The following is a 19,024-nucleotide window of genomic DNA, read 5'->3' on the forward strand; positions in this document are numbered from 1 at the left end:
TGTGAAGGCGTACCAGCAGGGTTGGACCCTGCGGCGGCGGGTGGCCGCGCTGCTCGGCGTGGTGGTGGTGCTGCTGCTCGGCTTGGCCGCCGCAGAGGCGGCGGTCGCCGCGAAGAACCGGCAGAACATCGACGCGGTGCTGCTCAAGACCGGTCCGCTGCGTGTCCAGGCGCAGGAGCTGATGAGCGTCCTGCTCGACCAGGAGACCTCGGTGCGCGGGTACGCGGTGAACGGTGACCGCGGTGACCTGGAGCCCTACCGCGAGGGCGTGAAGCGGGAGCAGGACCTGGTCGCCTCGATCCGCGACCTCTCCGCCGACTACCCGGACGTGCGCCGGTCGCTGGACGTGGTGGAGCAGGAGACCGCGCAGTGGCGGACCCAGGTGGCCGAGCCGGTCATCACCACGGTCGAGCGGAACGGCCCGGAGGCCGGCCAGGCGCTGATCACCGACGCGACCCGCCAGCAGTTCGACGGCATCCGCACGGCGGTGAACACGCTTCAGGAGGAGATCCTCACGGTCCGGCAGGAGACCGCCGACCGGGTCAACGCGACGAGCAACACGCTCGTCGTACTGCTGATCATCGCCGCGCTGGTGGTGACGACGGCCGGCGTGGTCATGCTGCTCTCGCTGGACCGGATCCTGATCCGCCCGCTGGCCGACCTGGTCGGTCAGGTGCGTGAGGTGGCCGACGGCGACTACCGGCACCGCATCGAGGGGTCCGGGCCGCCGGAGTTCCGCCGGCTCGCCGACGACATCGACCAGATGCGGATGAAGATCGCCCGGGAGCTGGACGAGGTACGCGAGGCCCGGGAGCGCATCGAGTGGGTCAACAGCCAGTTGCAGAAGCAGGCCGAGGAGCTGACCCGGTCCAACCGTGACCTGGAGCAGTTCGCGTACGTCGCCTCGCACGACCTCCAGGAGCCGCTGCGCAAGGTGGCGAGCTTCTGCCAGCTCCTGCAGCGGCGGTACGCCGGGCAGCTCGACGAGCGGGCCGACCAGTACATCGCCTTCGCGGTCGACGGCGCGCAGCGCATGCAGCGGCTGATCAACGACCTGCTGGCGTTCTCCCGGATCGGGCGGTTGACCACCGGTTTCACCGAGGTCGACCTGAACAAGGTGATGGGCGACGTGGCGGGGCAGACCGAGGCGGCGTTGCAGTACTCCGACGCGGAGCTGACCTGGGGCGAGATGCCCACCATCCGCGGCGAGGAGCCGCTGCTGACCAACCTGCTGGTCAACCTGGTCAGCAACTCGGTGAAGTTCCGCCGGCCCGACGTGCCGCCGAAGGTGCACGTGTCGGCGCGGCTGGTGGACGGCGAGTGGGAGATCAGCTGCCGGGACAACGGCATCGGGATCGAACCGGAGTTCGCCGACAAGATCTTCGTGATCTTCCAGCGGCTGCACTCGAAGGACGCGTACCCGGGCACCGGCATCGGACTGGCCATCGTCAAGAAGATCGTGGAGTATCACGGCGGCCGGGTCTGGGTGGACACCGACGCCGACGAGGGCACCACGATCCGGTTCACGCTGCCCGCGCTGGAGGCCGACATCGAGGCCGCCAAGGCGGCGGAGACCGCGGCGGACGACGACACGACGGACGCGCAGGACGCCGCGGAGCCGGCCGAGGCGCCGGCCGCCGAGGGCGCCGACGGTGACCCGGCGGACGTCGGGCGGCAGCCGGACGGCGAGGCACGCGAAGAGCCGCCCGCGGAGGCGGACCGACACGGTACAAACGGTGGCATGAAGGAGACGGTGGGATGACCGCGCCCGCGGACGGCAAGAGCCCGATCGAGGTCCTGCTCGTCGAGGACGACCCCGGCGACGTGCTGATGACCCAGGAGGCGTTCGAGGAGCACAAGCTCCGCAACCGCCTCACCGTCGTCTCCGACGGCGCCGAGGCGCTCGCCTACCTGCGCCGCGAGGGCCAGTACGCGGACGCGGTGACGCCCGACCTGGTCCTGCTCGACCTGAACCTGCCCCGCCGGGACGGCCGGGAGGTGCTGGAGGAGATCAAGAAGGACGAGGAACTGCGCCGGATCCCGGTCGTGGTGCTCACCACCTCGCAGGCCGACGAGGACATCCTGCGCAGCTACCAGCTGCACGCCAACGCCTACGTGACCAAGCCGGTGGACTTCGAGCGCTTCATCTCGGTGGTCCGCCAGATCGACGAGTTCTTCGTCAGCGTGGTCAAGCTGCCGCCGCGTGGCTGACCCGCTGCTGGACGACGTCGGCGCGCTGCTGAAGGAGGCGGCGGCCAAGGTCGTCGTGCCGTTGTTCCGCCGGCTCGACGCGTCCGACATCTCCGAGAAGGCACCCGGCGAGGTGGTCACCGTCGCCGACCGCGAGGCCGAGGTGCTCATCTCCGAGGGCCTGCGGCGGCTGCGTCCCGGCTCGGTGGTGGTCGGCGAGGAGGCCGTCGCCGAGGACCCGGACCTGCTGCGGCACCTGCGCGGCAGCGGCGACGTGTGGCTCGTCGACCCGGTCGACGGCACCTCCAACTTCGCCGCCGGTCGCCGGCCGTTCGCGCTGATGGCGGCGCTGCTCACCGACGGCGTACCGGTGGCCTCCTGGGTGTACGACCCGCTCGACGGCACGATGGCGGCGTGCCGGCTCGGTGCCGGCACCGAGCTGGACGGGGCGTCGCTGAGCGCGCCGCCGGCCGAGCCGCGGGTGGGCGCGCTGCGCGGCACCGCGGCGACGAAGTTCCTGCCGCCGGACTTCCGCCGCCGGGTGGAGGAGGGCGGACGCCGCATCGGTGAGCTGCTGCCCGGCCAGCACTGCGCCGGCCGGGAATACCTGGACGTGCTCACCGGCGAGCAGCAGTTCGTGCTGTTCTGGCGCACCCTGCCGTGGGACCACACACCCGGCACGTTGCTGGTGCGCGAGGCCGGTGGCGTGGCCCGCCGGTTCGACGGCGCCGACTACCACCCGGCCGACGACGGCCGGGGACTGCTCGTGGCGTCGAGCCCGGAGATCTGGGACGAGGTGAGCGCCGCCCTGCTGGGCGGTTGAGCGGCGTTGTGCGACGGGCACGGCACGCTGCGTCGACGTCGGACGCCGTACGCCGTCGCCGGCCTGGCGCGTCGCGCGTGGTCCGGTATCGTGACCGGCGGTCTCCGCCAGCAGGCCGCCGTCCGGCGCCGGCGGAGACGCCGCTCGGTGTGCGGGGGCCGGCGGTCGACGGAAGGACCAACACGTGCCCAGGACCAGCCCTACCGGCCGGCGCGTCCGGCGGTCGCTGCTCGCCGCGCTCGCCGCGGTGGCCGTGCTGCTCGGCTCCGGCGTGGCCGCCGGCCCGGCCGCCGCCGTACCCAGCCCGAACGCCCCGAACGAGGGCGGCAGCAAGCAGCTGCGGGCCGCGTTGGAGGCGGCGGCGAAGGGCCACATCGAGGCCCAGAACAAGCTGGAGAACTCCAAGCGCCGGCAGAAGGCGCTCGCCGCCCAGCTCAGCGACATCGAGGTACGCCTCGTCGGGCTCAGCGCGCAGGCCGGTGAGGTCGCCGCGCAGTCGTACCGGATGGGCCGGCTGACCGCGACGTCGATGCTGCTGGCCAGCGCCGACCCGAACGACTTCCTCAAGCGCGCGGCCGAGCTGGACGTGATGGCCCAGCGGGACAGCAAGCGGCTGCGGGAACTGGCCGACGCGAAGGCGCAGGCGGCCGAGGCGAAGCTCGCCATCGACGCCGAGGTGCGCGAGCAGGCCAAGCAGGTCGCGGTGCAGGCCCGCAAGAAGAAGGACGCCGAGGTGGCGCTGGCGAAGGTCAGCTCCGGCGCCGGGTCCGGGTTCAACGGCACGTCCTCGTCGGCGAAGCCCGCGCCGCGCAACTCGGACGGCTCGTGGCCGTCGGAGTCCTGCTCGGTGGACGACCCGACGCCCGCGTCCGGCTGCATCACGCCGCGCACGCTGCACATGCTCCAGCAGGCCAAGGGGGCCGGTTACAAGCGCTACGCCTCGTGTCACCGCAGCGGTGGCGGCGGCGAGCACCCCAAGGGCCGGGCCTGCGACTTCTCCGCCGCCAGCGGCGGGTTCGAGGACAAGACCGCCACCGGCGGCGACAAGGCGTACGGCGACAGCCTCGCCGCCTGGGCGAAGAACAACGCGAACCGCCTCGGCATCATGTACGTCATCTGGTATCGGCAGATCTGGATGCCGAACACCGGCTGGCGCGCGTACAGCGGCGGCGGCAGCCCGGCGGCGGACCACACAAACCATGTTCACATCTCGATGTATTGACCCGGTCCGCCGCGAGCGCTGCGTAGCATCGCCACGGTGAGCAGCACATCGTCCGACGTCATCGCGGAACCGGCGGCCGGCGCCCCGGTTCCGCCCCGGGCCCTGCCCAACGGGCTCGCCGCGTTCCTCGTCTTCCTCTCCAGCGGGGCCGTGCTGGTGCTGGAGACCGTGTCGTTGCGCCTGGTCGGCCCGTACGTCGGGGTGACCCTCCAGGTGACCAGCTCGGTGATCGGCATGGCGCTGGCCGCCATCGCGTACGGGGCGTGGTTCGGCGGGTGGCTCGCCGACCGGCGTGACCCGCGCACCCTGCTCGCCCCGGCGCTGGTGCTGGCCGGCATCGCCACCGCGGTCACGCTGCCGATCGTCAGGTACGCCGGTGAGGCGCTGCGCGGCGGCGCGGCGAGCGCGGTGCTCCTGCTGACCGCGCTGACCGTGCTGCTGCCCGCCGCGCTGCTGGCCGGGATCACCCCGCTCGTGGTGAAGCTCCAGCTCGCCGACCTGCGTCGGACCGGGCAGGTGGTGGGCAAGCTGTCCGGCATCGGCACGCTCGGCGGCATCACCGCCACGCTCGGCACCGGCTTCGTGCTGGTGGCGACGCTGTCCAGCACCGTCATCGTGCTGGGGCTGGCCGCCGTGCTCGGCGTGACCGGGCTGGCGCTCGGCTTCTGGCTGCGCCGGCAGGCCGGCCCGAGCGGGCTGTCCGCGCCGGGCCGGGTCAAGGCCGCGCTGGCGCTGCTCGGTCTGGCCGCCGCCGGGCTCACCGCGGCGGCGCCGAACCCGTGCGACGTGGAGACCGCGTACCACTGCGCCCGGGTCGAGGTTGACCCGTCGTGGCCGCAGGGACGCACGCTCTACCTCAACTCGGCCGAGCACTCGTACGTCGACCTGGGCGAGCCGACCCACCTGAAGTACGCGTACACGCAGTGGATCGGCCTGGTCGCGGACGTGGCGCGGCCGGCGAAGCAGCCGATGGACGCGCTGCACCTGGGCGGCGGCGGTTTCACCGTGCCGCACTACCTGGCCGCGACCCGGCCCGGCACCGACAACCTGGTGTTCGAACTCGACGGCGGGCTGGTCGAGCTGGACCGGCGGGAGCTGGGCCTGCGTACCGGCCCGCAGATGCGGGCCGAGGTGGGCGACGCGCGGGTGCTGCTGCGCGGCGAGCCGACCGACAGCCGCGACTTCATCGTGGGCGACGCGTTCGGCCACCTCGTGGTGCCGTGGCACCTGGCGACCCGGGAGATGGCCGCCGACATCCGCCGGGTGCTGCGCCCGGACGGGATCTACGTGCAGAACGTCATCGACTACCCGCCGGGCCGGTTCATCCGGGCCGAGCTGGCCACCGTGAAGGCCGAGTTCGCGCACGTCGCGCTCATCGCACCGCCCGGCGCGATCGACGGGCAGCAGGGCGCCAACTTCGTGATCGTCGCCTCGGACGCGCCATTGCCGCTCGCCGCGATCCCGCCCGGGCTGAAGCTGCTGCCCGAACGGGCCGAGCTGATGGACGAGGCGGCGGTGACCGGGTGGGTGGGCGACGCGATGGTGCTCACCGACGACTACGCGCCGGTGGACCAACTGCTGGCGACCGCCTGAACGGGTGACTTTCCTGACCGATTCCGACCGCTGAGGTGTACCGGGGTCGACTTCGGGCAACAGGACCGACCATGGGTGGACCGGTCAGGAACGGCGTGCAACTGCTCGGCGAGCGATACCGGTTGGTCGAGCAGCTGGGTGCGGGCGGCATGTCGGTCGTCTGGCGCGGCTACGACGAGGTGCTGGGCCGGCAGGTGGCGGTCAAGGTGCTGGCGTCGCGGCTGGCCAGCGACAAGGCGTTCCGGCACCGGATCCGGGTGGAGGCGCAGGCCGCCGCGCGGCTGTGCCACCCCAACATCACCAACGTGTACGACTACGGCGAGTCCGTGCAGGTCGGCTTGACCGTGCCGTACGTGGTCATGGAGCTGGTCGACGGCGGTCCGCTCAGCGGGCGGCTCGGCCGCGACGGGCAGCTTCCCTGGCGGGAGGCCATGACCATCGGCGCGGAGGTCGCCTCGGCGCTGGCCGCCGCGCACGCCCGTGGCGTGGTGCACCGGGACGTGACGCCGGGCAACGTCATGCTGACCCCGACCGGGGTGAAGGTCGTCGACTTCGGCATCTCGGCGCTGGTGGGGGAGAGCGACAAGGGGCCGGACGGCGCGCTGCTCGGCACGCCCGCGTACCTGGCGCCGGAGCGGCTGGACAACGGTCACGTCTCGCCGGCCACCGACGTGTACGCGGTCGGGCTGCTGCTCTACCGGATGCTGACCGGCCGCCTGCCGTGGCAGGCCAGCACCACCACCCAGATGCTGCGCGCGCACATGTACCGCGACCCGGACCCGATGCCCGCGGTGCCGGGCCTGCCCGAGCCGGTCGCCGCGCTGGTGCAGCGGTGCCTGGCGAAGCGCCCCGAGGACCGCCCGGCCACCGCCGAGGTGGCCCGTACGCTCGCCGAGGCGGCCGGTATCGCGGCGATCGTGCCGGTGTCGCCGGCGTTCGGCCGGATGGACCCGGGGCTCGCCGAGAACGCCGGAACCACGATCCTGCCGTGGTCGGCGGAGACCGACGCGCTGCCGTTCTCGGCGGTCCGTACCCGAACGCGGCGGGCGGTGGCGCGGCGGCGCAAGGTGGAGGCCGGCGTGGCCGCCGTCGGACTGGTCGCGGTGACCGCCACGCTGTGGGGTCTCACGTCGCGCAGCCCGGCCAGCGGCGGGGTGGAGCCGACCGAGGCGCGGATGAGCCTGCCCGAGGCGGTCCCCTGCGCTGTCGACTACTCGCTGCGCCGCGACACCGGCAAGGAGTTCTCCGCCGAGCTGACGCTCACCAACACCAGCGACCGGGAACTGCGCGGCTGGACCATGAACTTCACGTTCCCCGGCAAGCAGACCGTCACCACGTCCCAGCCCACGGCGCGTCAGGCGGGGCGTACCGTCTCGATCGCCGCGCCGGCGACGGACCCGGCGCTGGCGCCCGGCGCGTCGACGAAGCTGACGCTCGCCGGTCGCTACACCGGGAGCAACACGCTGCCGGTCGAGTTCACGCTCGGCGACAGCACCTGCGGCGTGCAGGTCTCCGGCATCGCCGGCTCGGCACCGACCACCGCGCCGCCGGTGAAGACGCCGGTCAAGCCGGCCACCAAGAGCACCGCGAAGACCACCACCAAGAGCGGGCCGGCGGCGAAGGCCAAGCCGGCGAAGCCCAAGGCCGCGCCGAAGCCGCCCAAGGGCAAGGAGGGCCCGAAGGGAAAAGCAAAGTAGACCGGCCGAAGGGGGGTGAGCACGGCAAGGGCAAGGGTCCGAAGAAGGGCTGACGGTCAGGTCGGCGTGGCGGTCAGGTCAGCGCGGAGAAGCGCTGCACCTGGGAGATGCCGCCCTCCACGATGAGCACGCTGTCCGCCCCCAGCACCGTCTCCGGCCCGGCGTAGCGGAACGGTTCCCCGGGCTGCTTCTCGCCCACCACCATCACGCCGTACCGGTCCTGCGGTGCGATGTCGCGCAGCGACCGTCCGACCAGCGGCGCCGGCACCTTGATCTTGGCGATGGCGAAGTCGTCGTCGAACTCGATGAAGTCGAGCATCCGGCTGACGATCAGGTGCGCCACCCGCTCGCCGGTCTCCGCCTCGGGGAAGACCACGTGGTGCGCGCCCACCGAGTGCAGGATCTTCGCGTGCTTCTCCGAGGTGGCCCGCGCCCAGATCTGCTCGATCCCCAGCTCGGCCAGCGCCAGTACGGTGAGCACGCTCGCCTCCAGCGACGCGCCGATCGCGACCACGACCCGGCGGAAGTCCGCGAGCCCGAGCTGGCGCAGCACCACCTCCTCGGTGCTGTCGGCCTGCACCACCCGGTCGAGGTCGGACGACCAGTGCTGGACCCGGTTCGGGTCGTGGTCGATCGCGAGCACCTCGTGACCGAGCCGGGACAGGGACTCCGCCAGGCGCGCGCCGAACCGGCCCAGGCCGATCACCGCGATGCCGGTCTCCTCCGGATGTCTAGCCGACAATGGGTTGCTCCTCCGGGTAGCGGTACAGCCGTCGACGGGTGTTCAACGCGATGGCCGAGCCGAGCGTGAGCGGCCCGATCCGGCCGATGTACATGAGCGCGGTCAGCACGTACTGGCCCGGCGGGGAGAGCTGACCGGACACCCCGACGGTCAGGCCGGTGGTGCTGAACGCGGAGGTGACCTCGAACAACGCGGCCGAGAACGATATGTGCGAGGTCAGCGCGATCAGGCCGACCGTCCCGCCGGCCACGAGCGCCACGCTCAGCAGCGCCACGGTCAGCGCCTGCCGCTGGCTCGCCGCCGCCACCCGCCGCCGCCCGACAGTGGTGTCCGGCTCGCCCCGCAGCTCGGCCCAGATGGCGAAGCCGAGCAGGAAGAACGTGGAGACCTTGATGCCGCCCGCGGTGCTCGCGCTGCCGCCGCCGATGAACATCAGGCCGATCAACATGGGGTAGCTCTCGTCGGTGAGCCGCCCGACGTTCACCACGTCGAAGCCGCCCGTACGGCTCAACGCGATCTGGGTGAACGACGCCAGCACCTTGCCCGGCACGTCGAAGGTGCCGATCGTGAACGGGTTGCCCCACTCGGCCAGCAGCAGGTAGGCGACGCCGAAGACGGTCAGCACCACGCTGCCCCAGACGGTCAGTTTCGTGGCGACCGCCCAGCGCTCGGGCTGCCGCCACTCGCGTACCGCCTCGAACAGCGCCGGGAAACCGAGCCCGCCGATGATCGCGCCGATGCTGAGCGGCAGCGCGACCCAGCCGTCGCGGGAGAACGCGACCAGACCGTCGGAGTAGAGCGCGAACCCGCCGTTGTTGAACGCCTGGACCGAGTGGAACACCGCCGACCACAGCGCCCGGCCCGGCCGGTAGTCGTACGCCAGGAACAGGCGCGCGGCGATCACCGCCGTCATCAGGGCCTCGGTGACGAAGACGGTGGCCGCGATGCGCAGCAGCAACCGGCGTACGTCGCCGAGGCCGAACTCGGCGGTCTCCGCCTGCACGAGCAGCCGGTTACGCAGGCCGAGCTGACGGGAGACGGCCAGGATCACCAGCGACGCCCCGGTCAGGATGCCCAGACCGCCGAGCTGCGTCAGCACGGTGATCATCACGAGGCCGAAGCCGTTCCAGTAGTTCGGCGTGTCGGTGATCGCCATCCCGGTCACCGACACCGCCGACGTGGACGTGAACAGCGCGGTGACGAACGGGGTGTACCGCTGCTCGCTGGTGGCCCAGGGCAGCATGAGCAGGCCGGTGCCGACCAGGATCACCGCCAGGAACCCCAACGGCACCAGCCGTACGGGCTTCCGGAGCAGGCGGCGCATCCCGTCATCTTCCGTCCGGAGATTCACCGGCAGGTCAGGAACCGACCAACTGGCGGTCAACCACGCCCGGTCTGCTGTGCGTACCCCATCGACGAACAGGAGACGGCGTTGCGACGTACCCTTTCCGCCCTCGGCGTGGCCGGCGCGCTGCTCGCGGCGGCCGCTGTGGTGGTGCCGGCAGTGGCCGCCCAGGCCGGCCCCGACCACCGCGCCGCCGAGCAGGCCCGCCCGGCTCAGCGGCCGATCGTGATCGGCCACCGGGGCGCGAGCGGCTACCGCCCGGAGCACACCCTTGAGGCCTACCGGCTCGCCATCCGCCAGGGCGCCGACTTCATCGAACCGGACCTGGTCTCGACGAAGGACGGCGTCCTGGTCGCGCGGCACGAGAACGAGATCTCCGGTACGACCGACGTGGCCGCCCGCCCCGAGTTCGCCGCCCGTAAGGCGACGAAGACCATCGACGGGGTCACCGTCACCGGCTGGTTCACCGAGGACTTCACGCTGGCCGAGCTGAAGACGCTGCGGGCCAAGGAGCGGCTGCCCCAGGTGCGGGTCGCCAACACCGCGTTCGACGGCAGGTTCGAGATCCCGACGTTCCAGGAGGTCATCGACCTGGCGCGGGCCGAGTCGAAGTCCCGGGGCCGGACCATCGGCGTCTACCCGGAGACCAAGCACCCGACCTACTTCGCGTCGATCGGGCGCGCGCTGGAGGAGCCGCTGGTGGCGGTGCTGCGCCGCAACCGGCTCACCCACCGGAACGACCCGGTGTTCGTCCAGAGCTTCGAGACCGCCAACCTGCGCAAGCTCGACAAGATGATCGACGTACGGCTGGTGCAGCTCATGGACGCGTCCGGCGCGCCCTACGACTTCGTCGCGGGCGGCGACAAGCGGACCTACGCGGACCTGGCCACGCCCGCGGGCCTGGCCTGGATCTCCCGGTACGCCGACGGCGTGGGCCTGAACAAGAACCTGATCGTGCCCCGGGACGCCGCCGGACGGCTGCTCGCGCCCACCTCGGTGATCCGCGACGCGCACCGGCAGAAGCTGGTGGTGCACGCGTGGACGTTCCGGGCCGAGAACCAGTTCCTGCCGGTGGACTTCCGCATCGGCACCGACCCGAACGCGCGTGGTGACATCACGTCCGAGTACGAGTTGTTCCTCGACCTGGGCCTGGACGGCGTGTTCAGCGACCACCCCGACACGGCGGTTGCCGCCCGAGCCGGCCGCTGACCCTGCACTCTTTCCGGGGTGCCCGCCGTCCCGGCGGGCACCCCGTCCGCGCGTTTCTGGGCCGTCGCGCTCGGCTGCTCCGGAGATCTTGGTACGAAACGGCCCTTCTGAGGGCCGGCTCGTACCAAGATCGCACTCGTGGAGGGGCTTCCTCGTCGATCTTGGACTTGTGGTGCCTCGCGTAAGCCGCGAAGCGGGCATCTGAGGCGCCGCAACTCCAAGATCGGCGGGGCGGGTGGGGCGGCGACGGGCGGGGTGAGGGGTGCGATCGGCGGGGCGCGGCGGGGGCGGGCGCCGCTTCGGGGAGGTGGCTGCTTCCGGGCGGGATGCCGCCACCTCGGCGTAGTGGAGTTGATCAGGCCGGTGGTTCGGCTACGTAGGTGCCTCGGCCGGGCTGGCCGGTGATCAGTTCGCGATCGTGCAGCAGCGACATCGCGCGGTAGGCCGTGTTCATGTGGACGCCGTAGGTCTCGGCCAACTCGCGGGTTGAGGGCAGCCTGTCGCCCGGCTTCAGCTCGCCACTCTTGATCTTTGCGGCGATGTCGTTGGCGATACGGCGGAACGGTGCTTCTGCTGTGGGCATGGTGGGGACTCCGGTTGGTTCGGCGAATCCGATCCTGCCCTACCTGCACAAGTAACTGCAACAAGTTGCCCAGCACGTCGAGAGTGGAGGCTCGCGCATAACCAGATACTGGTGTAGGTTGGGTCGCGTCCGGCTCCGGTTGGTTCGGCAAACCTCGGGAGTCGGACCCGGATTGGGCTCCGGGGTCGTACCGCCGAACGGGCTGCGGTCTCGGGGTCGGCGGCCCGCCCGCGTCCCCTGTCTGCGGGCGGGTCGCCTCCACGGCTCGGTGAGGAGGATCGGCGTGCGTAACGTGCTCAACCTGTTCCAGTCGGCGCGGCGTAACCGGACCCGGAGGCCGCCGAACCAGGGCTGGTACCGCTCGGAGTCGTGCCGGCCGCTGAGCGTCGGGCAGATCCGCGAGCGGAGGTTCCGCACCGTTCGGCACGGGCTCGACCCGGCGGAGGTGCACGCCTTCCTCTACCGGGTAGCGGGTGACCTGGCGCTGGCCCGGCGAGACGCGTCCCGGTACGCCGAGGAGAACACGCGCATCAAGGCGGCGCTCAAGAGCTGGCAGTCCCGGTTCACGCCGGGCGCGCAACGGTGAGCCGGGAGCGGTTCGTCGTACACCTGCCGGTTGTCGCGGCTGACCTCGACGGCGCGCGGGGGTTCGCGCGTGCCATCTGCCGGGCGCTCGGGTTCCTGGCCGACGTGGAGCGCGCCGGGACCACCGTGTCACGGGAGGACGAGCAGTCCGTACGCCACTGGGTCTGGTGCGACCGGCCTCGCGAGGGTGGCCGACGGTGCGCACGGTCGGCCGACCACGACGGGGACTGCGGCGGGCGGTGACCGGCGCGCGATGGCGTGGGGCGACATTCCCGGCGAGGTGTGCGTGGCGGGTGTGGCCATCCCGGGTCGGTGCCGTTACGTGGTGATGTCCGCGTTTGTAACGTGCGGCCACCCCGTCACGGGTACTTGTGTGCGCCGACCACATAGCCCGTGGGTGACGTCACTTCTAGCGTGAGCCGACAACTGACATTCCCCCTGTCCTCACCTGGAGTCGCAATGACGATCCGGCACACGCGACGGGTGTTCCTTACCGCCGCCACCTCGGTGGCGGTCGCTCTGGCCGCCACGGCCTGTGGCAGCCCGCAGGACACCGCACTCGGCGGCGGCGACGCCGCCCCGGTCAAGGTCGGTCTGGTCTACTCCCAGTCCGGGCCGCTCGCCAGCTACGGCAAGCAGTACATCGAGGGTTTCAAGGCGGGCCTCGACTTCGCCACCAAGGGCACCGGCAAGGTCGGTGACCGCACGATCGAGGTCACCGAGGCCGACGACGCGGGCGACCCGGCCAAGGCCGTGTCCGCCGCGAAGGACCTGATCGGCAAGGGTACGAAGATCATCGCCGGGTCCACCTCCTCCGGGGTGGCGCTCCAGGTCGCGCCGATCGCCGCGCAGAACAAGGTGCTGTTCATCTCCGGCCCGGCCGCCACGGACGCGGTGACCGGCGCGAACAAGTACACGTTCCGGTCCGGCCGGCAGTCGTGGCAGGACGTCGTGACCGCCCGGTCGTTCATCGGCGACGCGGCCGGCAAGAAGGTCGTGGTGTTCGCGCAGGACGGCGCGTTCGGCGACGCCAACGAGGCCGCCGTGAAGGCCGTGATCGGCGGCGCCGGCGCGAACGTGAGCAGCGTCCGGGCCCCGGCCAGCGCCACCGAGTTCACGCCGTTCGCCAGCCAGATCAAGGCCGCCAAGCCGGACCTGCTCTTCGTCGCCTGGGCCGGCACCACCGCCGGCGCCATGTGGCAGACGCTCGACCAGCAGGGCGTTCTCGCCTCCACCACCGTCGTCACCGGCCTGGACATCCGTGCCTCGTGGCCGACGTTCGGCGCGGCCGGCAGCAAGATCTCGTTCCTGTCGCACTACTTCGACGGGGCCAGCGACACCGAGGCCGCCAAGGCCGCGAAGGCGAAGGTGCCGGGCGGCACGCTCGACCTGTTCCACCCGGACGGGTTCGCCGCCGCGCAGATGGTCGTCCGTGCCGTGCAGGAGGGCGGCGACGACGTGGAGAAGATGGTCAAGGCGCTGGAGGGCTGGGAGTTCGAGGGCGTCAAGGGCACCATGAAGATCCGCGCCGAGGACCACGCCCTGCTCCAGCCGATGTACCAGGCCAAGCTCTCCGGCAGCGGCACCGCCTTCACCGCGACCGCGCAGAAGTCGCTCACCGGTGACGAGAGCGCGCCGCCGGTCGCGCAGATGAAGGGCTGACCCGTGCTCGCCACCCGCGGTCTGACCTGGCGGATCGGTGAGGTCGCCATCGTCGACTCCGTCTACCTCGATCTGGCGCCGGGGGAGTTCCTCGGCGTGATCGGGCCCAACGGCGCCGGCAAGACCTCCCTGTTCAACCTGATCACCGGCCTGCGCCGGCCCACCGAGGGCACGGTCCTGCTGGACGGCGCGGACATCACCGCGCTTCCGCCGCACCGGCGTGCCCGGCTCGGCCTGGGGCGTACCTTTCAGGCGTCCTCGGTCTTCGGCTCGCTGAGCGTGCGGGAGAACGTCCGGCTCGCCGTACAGGCACACCGGGGTGGCTCGATGAAGCTGTGGCGGCGGGCGGCGGCCGACCGGGAGGTGGCCGCCGCCGCCGACGCGGCGCTCGACCGCGTCGGCCTGCACCACAGGGGTACGGCGCTGGCCGGCACCCTGGCCCACGGCGAGAAGCGCAAGCTGGAGATCGCGCTGCTGCTCGCCGGTGAACCCCGGGTGATGCTGCTGGACGAGCCGATGGCCGGGGTGAGCGCCGAGGACGTGCCTGAGCTGGTCAGCGTGATCAAGTCGTTGACCGGGGACAGCGGCCGGGCGGTGCTCATGGTGGAACACCACATGGACGTGATCCTGGAGCTGGCCGACCGGATCGCCGTGATGCACCACGGCGCGCTACTGGCGTGCGACACCCCGGACACGGTGATGGCGAACGCCACCGTGCAGGAGGCGTACCTGGGGGAGGCGCTCTAAATGACCGAACCTGTCCTGTCCGTGGCGGACCTGTCCGTGCGGATCGCCGGGCTGCACATCCTCCAGGGGGTGTCGTTCGAGGTCGCGCCGACCGGCGTCACGGTGCTGCTCGGGCGCAACGGCGTCGGCAAGACCACCACGTTGCGCGCGATCGTCGGGCTGACGCCGCGCGGCGGTGAGGTGCGCGGCAGCGTACGCATGGGGGCGCGCAGCCTGCTCGCCCGACCCACCCACCGGCTGGTCCGCGACGGCCTCGGCTACGTGCCGGAGGACCGCTGCGTCTTCGCCGCGCTCACCGTGGCGGAGAACCTGCGGCTGGCCGAACGGCGGGGCGTCACGCCCGCGTACGACAAGGTCTTCGCTCTCTTCCCCGAGCTGGAGCGGCGCGGACGGCAACGGGCCGGCTCGCTGTCCGGCGGGCAGCAGCAGATGCTCGCGATCGGCCGGGTGCTGCTGAACGACAACCGGCTGCTGCTGGTCGACGAGCCGACGAAGGGGTTGGCGCCGAAGGTGGTGACCGAGGTGGCCGAGGTGCTGGAGCGGGTGGCGGAATCCGTGCCGGTGCTGCTGGTCGAGCAGAACCTGGCGGTGGTACGGCGGCTGGCGACCGACGCGGTGGTGCTCTCCGCCGGGAAGGTCGCCTGGACCGGCGACGCCCAGGAGTTGCTGCTGGAGACCGCGCTGACGAAGTCGCTGCTCGGTGTGGGTTCTGGCTCCGGGGAGGTGCACGCGTGAACACGGTGGTCCTGCTGACGCTGACCGGGCTGGGCCTGGCGGCGCTGTACTTCCTCGTGGCCTCCGGCCTCTCCCTGGTCTTCGGCCTCGCCGACGTGCTCAACTTCGCGCACGGGCTGTTCCTCGGCGTCGGCGCGTACGCGACGTGGTGGGCGGCCGGCAACCTGCCCGGCGCCGGGCCGGACGGGTTCGGCTTCGTGCTCGCAGTCGTCTTCGGCGTGCTGGCCGGGTCGCTCGTCGCGGTGCTCGTGGAGCTGGTGCTGATCCGGCCGCTGTACTCCCGCACCATCGAACAGGTGCTGGTCACCGTCGGCCTGTCGCTGGCCGGGGTGGCGCTGCTCCAGGCCACCTGGGGCGCGGACCCGCGTCCGTTCCCGCGGCCGGACTGGAGCCGGGGCGTGACAGGGGTGTTCGGCGCCCAGGTGCCGAACGCCGGGCTGCTGCTGATCGTCGCCGCCGCTGTGGTGCTCGGCGCGCTGCTGGCGTTCCTGCGCTGGACCCGGTACGGCCTGATCATCCGGGCCGGCGTGGAGAACCGGGAGATGGTGACAGCGCTCGGCATCGACGTGCGCAAGGCGTTCACGCTGGTCTTCGCCATCGGCGGGGCCGCCGCCGCGCTGGCCGGCGCGCTCGGCGGCGTCTACTTCGGCACCGTCTCGCCGGGGCAGGGCGGCTCGCTGCTGATCTTCGCGTTCATCGTGGTGGTGATCGGCGGGATGGGCTCGGTGGTCGGGTCCGCGTACGCGGCGGTCGCGGTGGGGCTGCTGCAACAGTTCGTCAACTACTACGGCACGTCCGGGCTGGGCGACCTGTGCGTGGTCGGCCTGCTCGCCGTGGTGCTGCTGCTGCGTCCGCAGGGCCTGGCCGGAAAGGTGGCTCACGCATGACCAACTCGGTGGTCGACGCGCCTCCGGCGCAGGTGCCCGACGAACTGACCCCCGGGCGTTCCCGCTGGCACGGACTGCGCCCGTACCTGCCGTTGGTGGCTCTGGTGGTGGCGGCTGTGCTGCCGTACTCCACACTGAACCTGCCCGGCATCTTCGAGGGGCCGCTGAACTCGCCGGGCACGCTGCAACTGCTCGCCATCTGCCTGGTGTTCGGCGGGCTCGCGGCCGGCTACGACCTGCTGTTCGGGCGTACCGGGATGCTTTCCTTCGGCCACGCCCTCTACTTCGCCGCCGGGGTCTACGGCACCGACATCCTGATCACCAAGGCCGGGCTGCCGCTGTGGCAGGCCGCCGTGCTCACGGTGATCGGCGGCACGACGCTCGCGGCGCTGCTCGGGGCGGTCGCCCTGCGGACCGTGGGCATCGCGTTCGCCATGGTGACGCTGGCGTTCGCGCAGGTCGGGGCGATCCTCGTGGCCCGCGACTTCGGCGGCCTCACCGGCGGCGAGGAGGGGCTGCCGCTCGACGTCTCCGGGCTGCCGGCGGCGCTCGTCGGTGTCACCAACACGGTGAACCTCTACTGGCTGGCGCTGGCGTACCTGGCGATCGTCGTCCTGGTCGTGCACCGGGTCAGCGCCTCGCCGACCGGGCGGGTGCTGGCCGGCCTGCGCGACGACGAGCGGCGGATCGGGGTGCTCGGGCTCGACCCGTACCGGTTCAAGCTCGTCGCGTTCACGCTCGCCGGTGGCCTCGCGTCGGCGGGTGGGGTGGTCTACGTACTGATCGTCGGCGGTGCCAGCCCGCACATCACCTCGTCGGAGCTGACGCTGTCGCTGCTGGTCATGGTGGTGCTCGGCGGCCCCGGTACGCGGTGGGGGCCGGTGCTGGGCGGCATCCTCTACATGTATCTGGACCACCGGCTCACCGCGTTCGGCAGCAGCGACGCGGTGAACAGCCTGCCGGCGTTCCTCAGCCACCCGCTGAGCCAGCCCCTGTTCGTCCTGGGCACTGTCTTCATCCTGGCCGTCTACTTCTTCCCCGGCGGCCTGGCCAGCCTGCGAACCCGCCTGGCCCCCGTCCTGACCGCCTTCCGCCGCCCCCGCTGACCCGCCCCCGCCGACCCGCCCCACCCCTGCCCCGGCGATCATGAAGTTAACGCCGCGACACGCCGGTCCGATGGCGCTAACTTCATGATCGCCCGGGACAGGGCCGGGGTGGGGACGCGGGAACGGGATGCGGGAACGGGATGCGGGGAGGGAGACGTCATGGGGGAGCTGCGGCGGCTTGCGGTTGTCAGTGGGGGTGGGACCGGGATCGGGGCTGCGGTGGCGCGCGGGCTCGTCACCGACGGGTTCGACGTTCTCGTGGTCGGGCGGCGGGGTGACGTGCTCGAAGCCGCCGCGCGGCGGATCGGTGCCGACAGCGGGCGGAACGGGGCAGTCACGGCCGTCGCCGCCGACCTGACCGATCCGGGGCAGGTCGGGGCGGTGGTGGACGCCGTCGGGGAACGAGCCGTGGACGCCGTGGTCAACAACGCCGGCGGCTACCTCGGCGGGTCGACCGACTCGCTCGGCGGGGTGGCGGACTGGTGGCGGGCCAACCTGGACGCGAACGTGCTGACCGCCGTCCTGCTCACCGAGGCGCTCCTGCCCGCCCTGCGCCGTCCCGGCGGCCGGGTGGTCCTGCTCAGCTCGATCGCCGCGCAGCGCGGTGGCGCCGGGCCGTACTCGGCCGCGAAGGCCGCGTTGCACGGCTGGGCGTACGACCTGGCCGCCCAGCTCGGTCCGGAACAGATCACCGTGAACGTGGTCAGCCCCGGCTACGTCGCCGAGACCGAGTTCTTCGGCGACCGGATGACGCCGGAGGGGCATGCCAAGCGGGTCGCCGCCACGCTCGTCGGCCGGGCCGGTGTGCCGGACGACATCGCGGCCGCCGTGCGCTACCTGGTCGGCCCGTCCGCCGGGTACGTCACCGGGCAGGTGCTCGGCGTCAACGGTGGCTCCGTGCTCGGCCGCTGACACGCGGAAGGGCGGTGGCCCCCCGTGCGGCCACCGCCCCTCGCGCGTACGTCGTGGTCAGCCGTTGAGCATCTCGTACGCCGACGCCGGCGCCTTCTGCACCTGCGCGCCCGTCGGCACGGTGAGCTTCGGCGCCTTGCCGAAGTCGTAGTACTTGGCGACCACCTTCATGGCCTTCTGCTTGCCCGCGGCCGGCAGCTCCAGGGTCAGCGAGGTGAGGTTCCCGTCCGGCCCGACCACAGCGGTGAACGGCACCTTCTTCGCCGCGTCACCGAGCGCGGCCACGTCCACTGTGGTGAAGCTCTCGCGGATGTCGGCGTTCGCGGTCAGGTCGGCGAAGCCGGCGTACGTGCCGTCGCCCCGGTCCTCGACCGTCTCCGCGGTCCGGATGACGGCGGCCATGTTGGCCGGATCGGCGTTCTGGTAGACCGGCACGTCGGAGGCGTCGTCGAGCTTGGTGCGGTCCAGGAGCATCCAACGCTTGGGCAGCTTCATCATGTCCTGCAGGCCGGCCATGCCGGTGATCTTGACCCGCATCCAGATGTCCTCCTCGATCACGCGGAAGGTCATCCCCATGGTGAACTCCGGGTCCTTGCTCTTCTCCGACATGGACAGCTCGAGGCCGCGCGCCGCCGGGTCGACCACCCCGTCGAACTTGTCCGCGCCCTCGATCGTGGTGAACCGGAAGGCCGGGTCCTTCTCGTCCGGCACGGCGGCCAGCAGCGCGACCTTCGGGTCGGCCGACGGGCTGGGCGCGGGCCCGGTGCCCTCGGTGGCGTCCCCGGTCCCGCACCCCGCGGACAGGACAGCGGTGGCCAGCACAGCCGTCGCGAGGGCCGCGGTCCGCCGGAGGCTCACGACGGATCCGAATCGCTGCGTCATGGTGTTCGACTCACTTTCCCAGGTGATTGTTGCCGGGTAAGTATCGGCAGCCGTCACGGCGGCCTCGCTGCCGATATGCTGCCGTCCGACTGCCGTCGGCCACG

19 protein-coding genes are annotated in these 19,024 nt (G+C 71.9%); 15 read left to right on the plus strand and 4 right to left on the minus strand.

All coding sequences use genetic code 11. The annotated features are described in order from the left end of the window. Position 1: 1 nt before the first annotated feature. The 6 genes from ACN27C_RS11430 (at position 2) to ACN27C_RS11455 (ending at position 7,525) form a co-directional block, all read left to right on the plus strand. The gene (locus ACN27C_RS11430) at positions 2 to 1,762 is read left to right on the plus strand and encodes a sensor histidine kinase (protein ID WP_422751124.1); all 1,761 of its coding nucleotides are present in this window, start codon (positions 2 to 4) and stop codon (positions 1,760 to 1,762) included. Then, complete coding sequence (locus ACN27C_RS11435; RefSeq protein ID WP_091426599.1) at positions 1,759 to 2,211, plus strand: response regulator; 453 nt, start codon at positions 1,759 to 1,761, stop codon at positions 2,209 to 2,211. The genes ACN27C_RS11430 and ACN27C_RS11435 overlap by 4 nt, the downstream gene beginning before the upstream one ends. Continuing rightward, positions 2,204 to 3,013, plus strand: coding sequence for an inositol monophosphatase family protein (locus ACN27C_RS11440; RefSeq protein ID WP_194801486.1), 810 nt, complete (start codon positions 2,204 to 2,206; stop codon positions 3,011 to 3,013). The genes ACN27C_RS11435 and ACN27C_RS11440 overlap by 8 nt, the downstream gene beginning before the upstream one ends. A 184-nt stretch (positions 3,014 to 3,197) precedes the next feature. After that, a complete protein-coding gene (locus ACN27C_RS11445; protein WP_364802911.1) occupies positions 3,198 to 4,235 on the plus strand; it encodes a coiled-coil domain-containing protein in 1,038 nt (345 codons plus the stop codon). 36 nt (positions 4,236 to 4,271) lie between these two features. Further along, complete coding sequence (locus ACN27C_RS11450) at positions 4,272 to 5,828, plus strand: fused MFS/spermidine synthase (RefSeq protein ID WP_422751125.1); 1,557 nt, start codon at positions 4,272 to 4,274, stop codon at positions 5,826 to 5,828. A 71-nt stretch (positions 5,829 to 5,899) separates the two neighbouring features. Further along, complete coding sequence (locus tag ACN27C_RS11455; RefSeq protein ID WP_422751126.1) at positions 5,900 to 7,525, plus strand: serine/threonine-protein kinase; 1,626 nt, start codon at positions 5,900 to 5,902, stop codon at positions 7,523 to 7,525. Between the two features lie 73 nt (positions 7,526 to 7,598). Here ACN27C_RS11455 and ACN27C_RS11460 read toward each other — a convergent pair whose 3' ends face one another. Both ACN27C_RS11460 and ACN27C_RS11465 read right to left on the minus strand, forming a co-directional pair. Then, positions 7,599 to 8,267, minus strand: coding sequence for a potassium channel family protein (locus ACN27C_RS11460; RefSeq protein WP_422751127.1), 669 nt, complete (start codon positions 8,265 to 8,267; stop codon positions 7,599 to 7,601). Next, positions 8,257 to 9,591 carry a TrkH family potassium uptake protein gene (locus ACN27C_RS11465; protein WP_120573021.1) on the minus strand — a complete coding sequence of 445 codons (1,335 nt, stop codon included), beginning with the start codon at positions 9,589 to 9,591 and terminating at the stop codon, positions 8,257 to 8,259. The genes ACN27C_RS11460 and ACN27C_RS11465 overlap by 11 nt, the downstream gene beginning before the upstream one ends. Positions 9,592 to 9,699: 108 nt before the next feature. On the opposite strand from ACN27C_RS11465, the gene ACN27C_RS11470 reads away from it, so the two are divergent. Further along, the gene (locus ACN27C_RS11470) at positions 9,700 to 10,821 is read left to right on the plus strand and encodes a glycerophosphodiester phosphodiesterase (RefSeq protein WP_422751128.1); all 1,122 of its coding nucleotides are present in this window, start codon (positions 9,700 to 9,702) and stop codon (positions 10,819 to 10,821) included. Between the two features lie 355 nt (positions 10,822 to 11,176). Here ACN27C_RS11470 and ACN27C_RS11475 read toward each other — a convergent pair whose 3' ends face one another. Then, positions 11,177 to 11,404: a GntR family transcriptional regulator gene (locus ACN27C_RS11475; protein WP_073829006.1), complete on the minus strand. Its 228-nt coding sequence runs from the start codon at positions 11,402 to 11,404 to the stop codon at positions 11,177 to 11,179. Positions 11,405 to 11,687: 283 nt separating this feature from the next. Between ACN27C_RS11475 and ACN27C_RS11480 the strand changes: the two genes are divergently transcribed. From ACN27C_RS11480 to ACN27C_RS11515, 8 genes are all read left to right on the plus strand, one after another. After that, complete coding sequence (locus ACN27C_RS11480) at positions 11,688 to 11,990, plus strand: DivIVA domain-containing protein (protein ID WP_422751129.1); 303 nt, start codon at positions 11,688 to 11,690, stop codon at positions 11,988 to 11,990. Next, on the plus strand, positions 11,987 to 12,232 hold the full coding sequence (locus ACN27C_RS11485) for a hypothetical protein (RefSeq protein ID WP_422751130.1): 246 nt from the start codon (positions 11,987 to 11,989) through the stop codon (positions 12,230 to 12,232). Before ACN27C_RS11480 ends, ACN27C_RS11485 begins: the two co-directional genes overlap by 4 nt. Before the next feature lie 216 nt (positions 12,233 to 12,448). Continuing rightward, the gene (locus ACN27C_RS11490) at positions 12,449 to 13,651 is read left to right on the plus strand and encodes a substrate-binding domain-containing protein (RefSeq protein ID WP_422751131.1); all 1,203 of its coding nucleotides are present in this window, start codon (positions 12,449 to 12,451) and stop codon (positions 13,649 to 13,651) included. Positions 13,652 to 13,654: 3 nt separating this feature from the next. After that, entirely contained in the window at positions 13,655 to 14,398 is a 744-nt protein-coding gene (locus ACN27C_RS11495) for an ABC transporter ATP-binding protein (RefSeq protein WP_013288706.1), read from the plus strand. Continuing rightward, positions 14,399 to 15,133, plus strand: coding sequence for an ABC transporter ATP-binding protein (locus tag ACN27C_RS11500; protein ID WP_422751132.1), 735 nt, complete (start codon positions 14,399 to 14,401; stop codon positions 15,131 to 15,133). Continuing rightward, a complete protein-coding gene (locus ACN27C_RS11505) occupies positions 15,130 to 16,020 on the plus strand; it encodes a branched-chain amino acid ABC transporter permease (protein ID WP_120573027.1) in 891 nt (296 codons plus the stop codon). The genes ACN27C_RS11500 and ACN27C_RS11505 overlap by 4 nt, the downstream gene beginning before the upstream one ends. Further along, positions 16,017 to 17,126, plus strand: coding sequence for a branched-chain amino acid ABC transporter permease (locus ACN27C_RS11510; RefSeq protein WP_422751133.1), 1,110 nt, complete (start codon positions 16,017 to 16,019; stop codon positions 17,124 to 17,126). The genes ACN27C_RS11505 and ACN27C_RS11510 overlap by 4 nt, the downstream gene beginning before the upstream one ends. A gap of 159 nt (positions 17,127 to 17,285) precedes the next feature. Continuing rightward, complete coding sequence (locus ACN27C_RS11515; RefSeq protein WP_422751135.1) at positions 17,286 to 18,038, plus strand: SDR family NAD(P)-dependent oxidoreductase; 753 nt, start codon at positions 17,286 to 17,288, stop codon at positions 18,036 to 18,038. A 57-nt stretch (positions 18,039 to 18,095) separates the two neighbouring features. On the opposite strand, the gene ACN27C_RS11520 is transcribed toward ACN27C_RS11515, so the two are convergent. Continuing rightward, positions 18,096 to 18,896, minus strand: a complete 801-nt coding sequence (locus tag ACN27C_RS11520; protein ID WP_422751136.1) for a hypothetical protein — start codon at positions 18,894 to 18,896, stop codon at positions 18,096 to 18,098. Positions 18,897 to 19,024 lie beyond the last annotated feature (128 nt).

Origin of the sequence: Micromonospora sp. WMMD1219 (genome assembly GCF_049315215.1) — a bacterium.
GTDB classification, from domain to species: Bacteria; Actinomycetota; Actinomycetes; order Mycobacteriales; family Micromonosporaceae; genus Micromonospora; species Micromonospora tulbaghiae.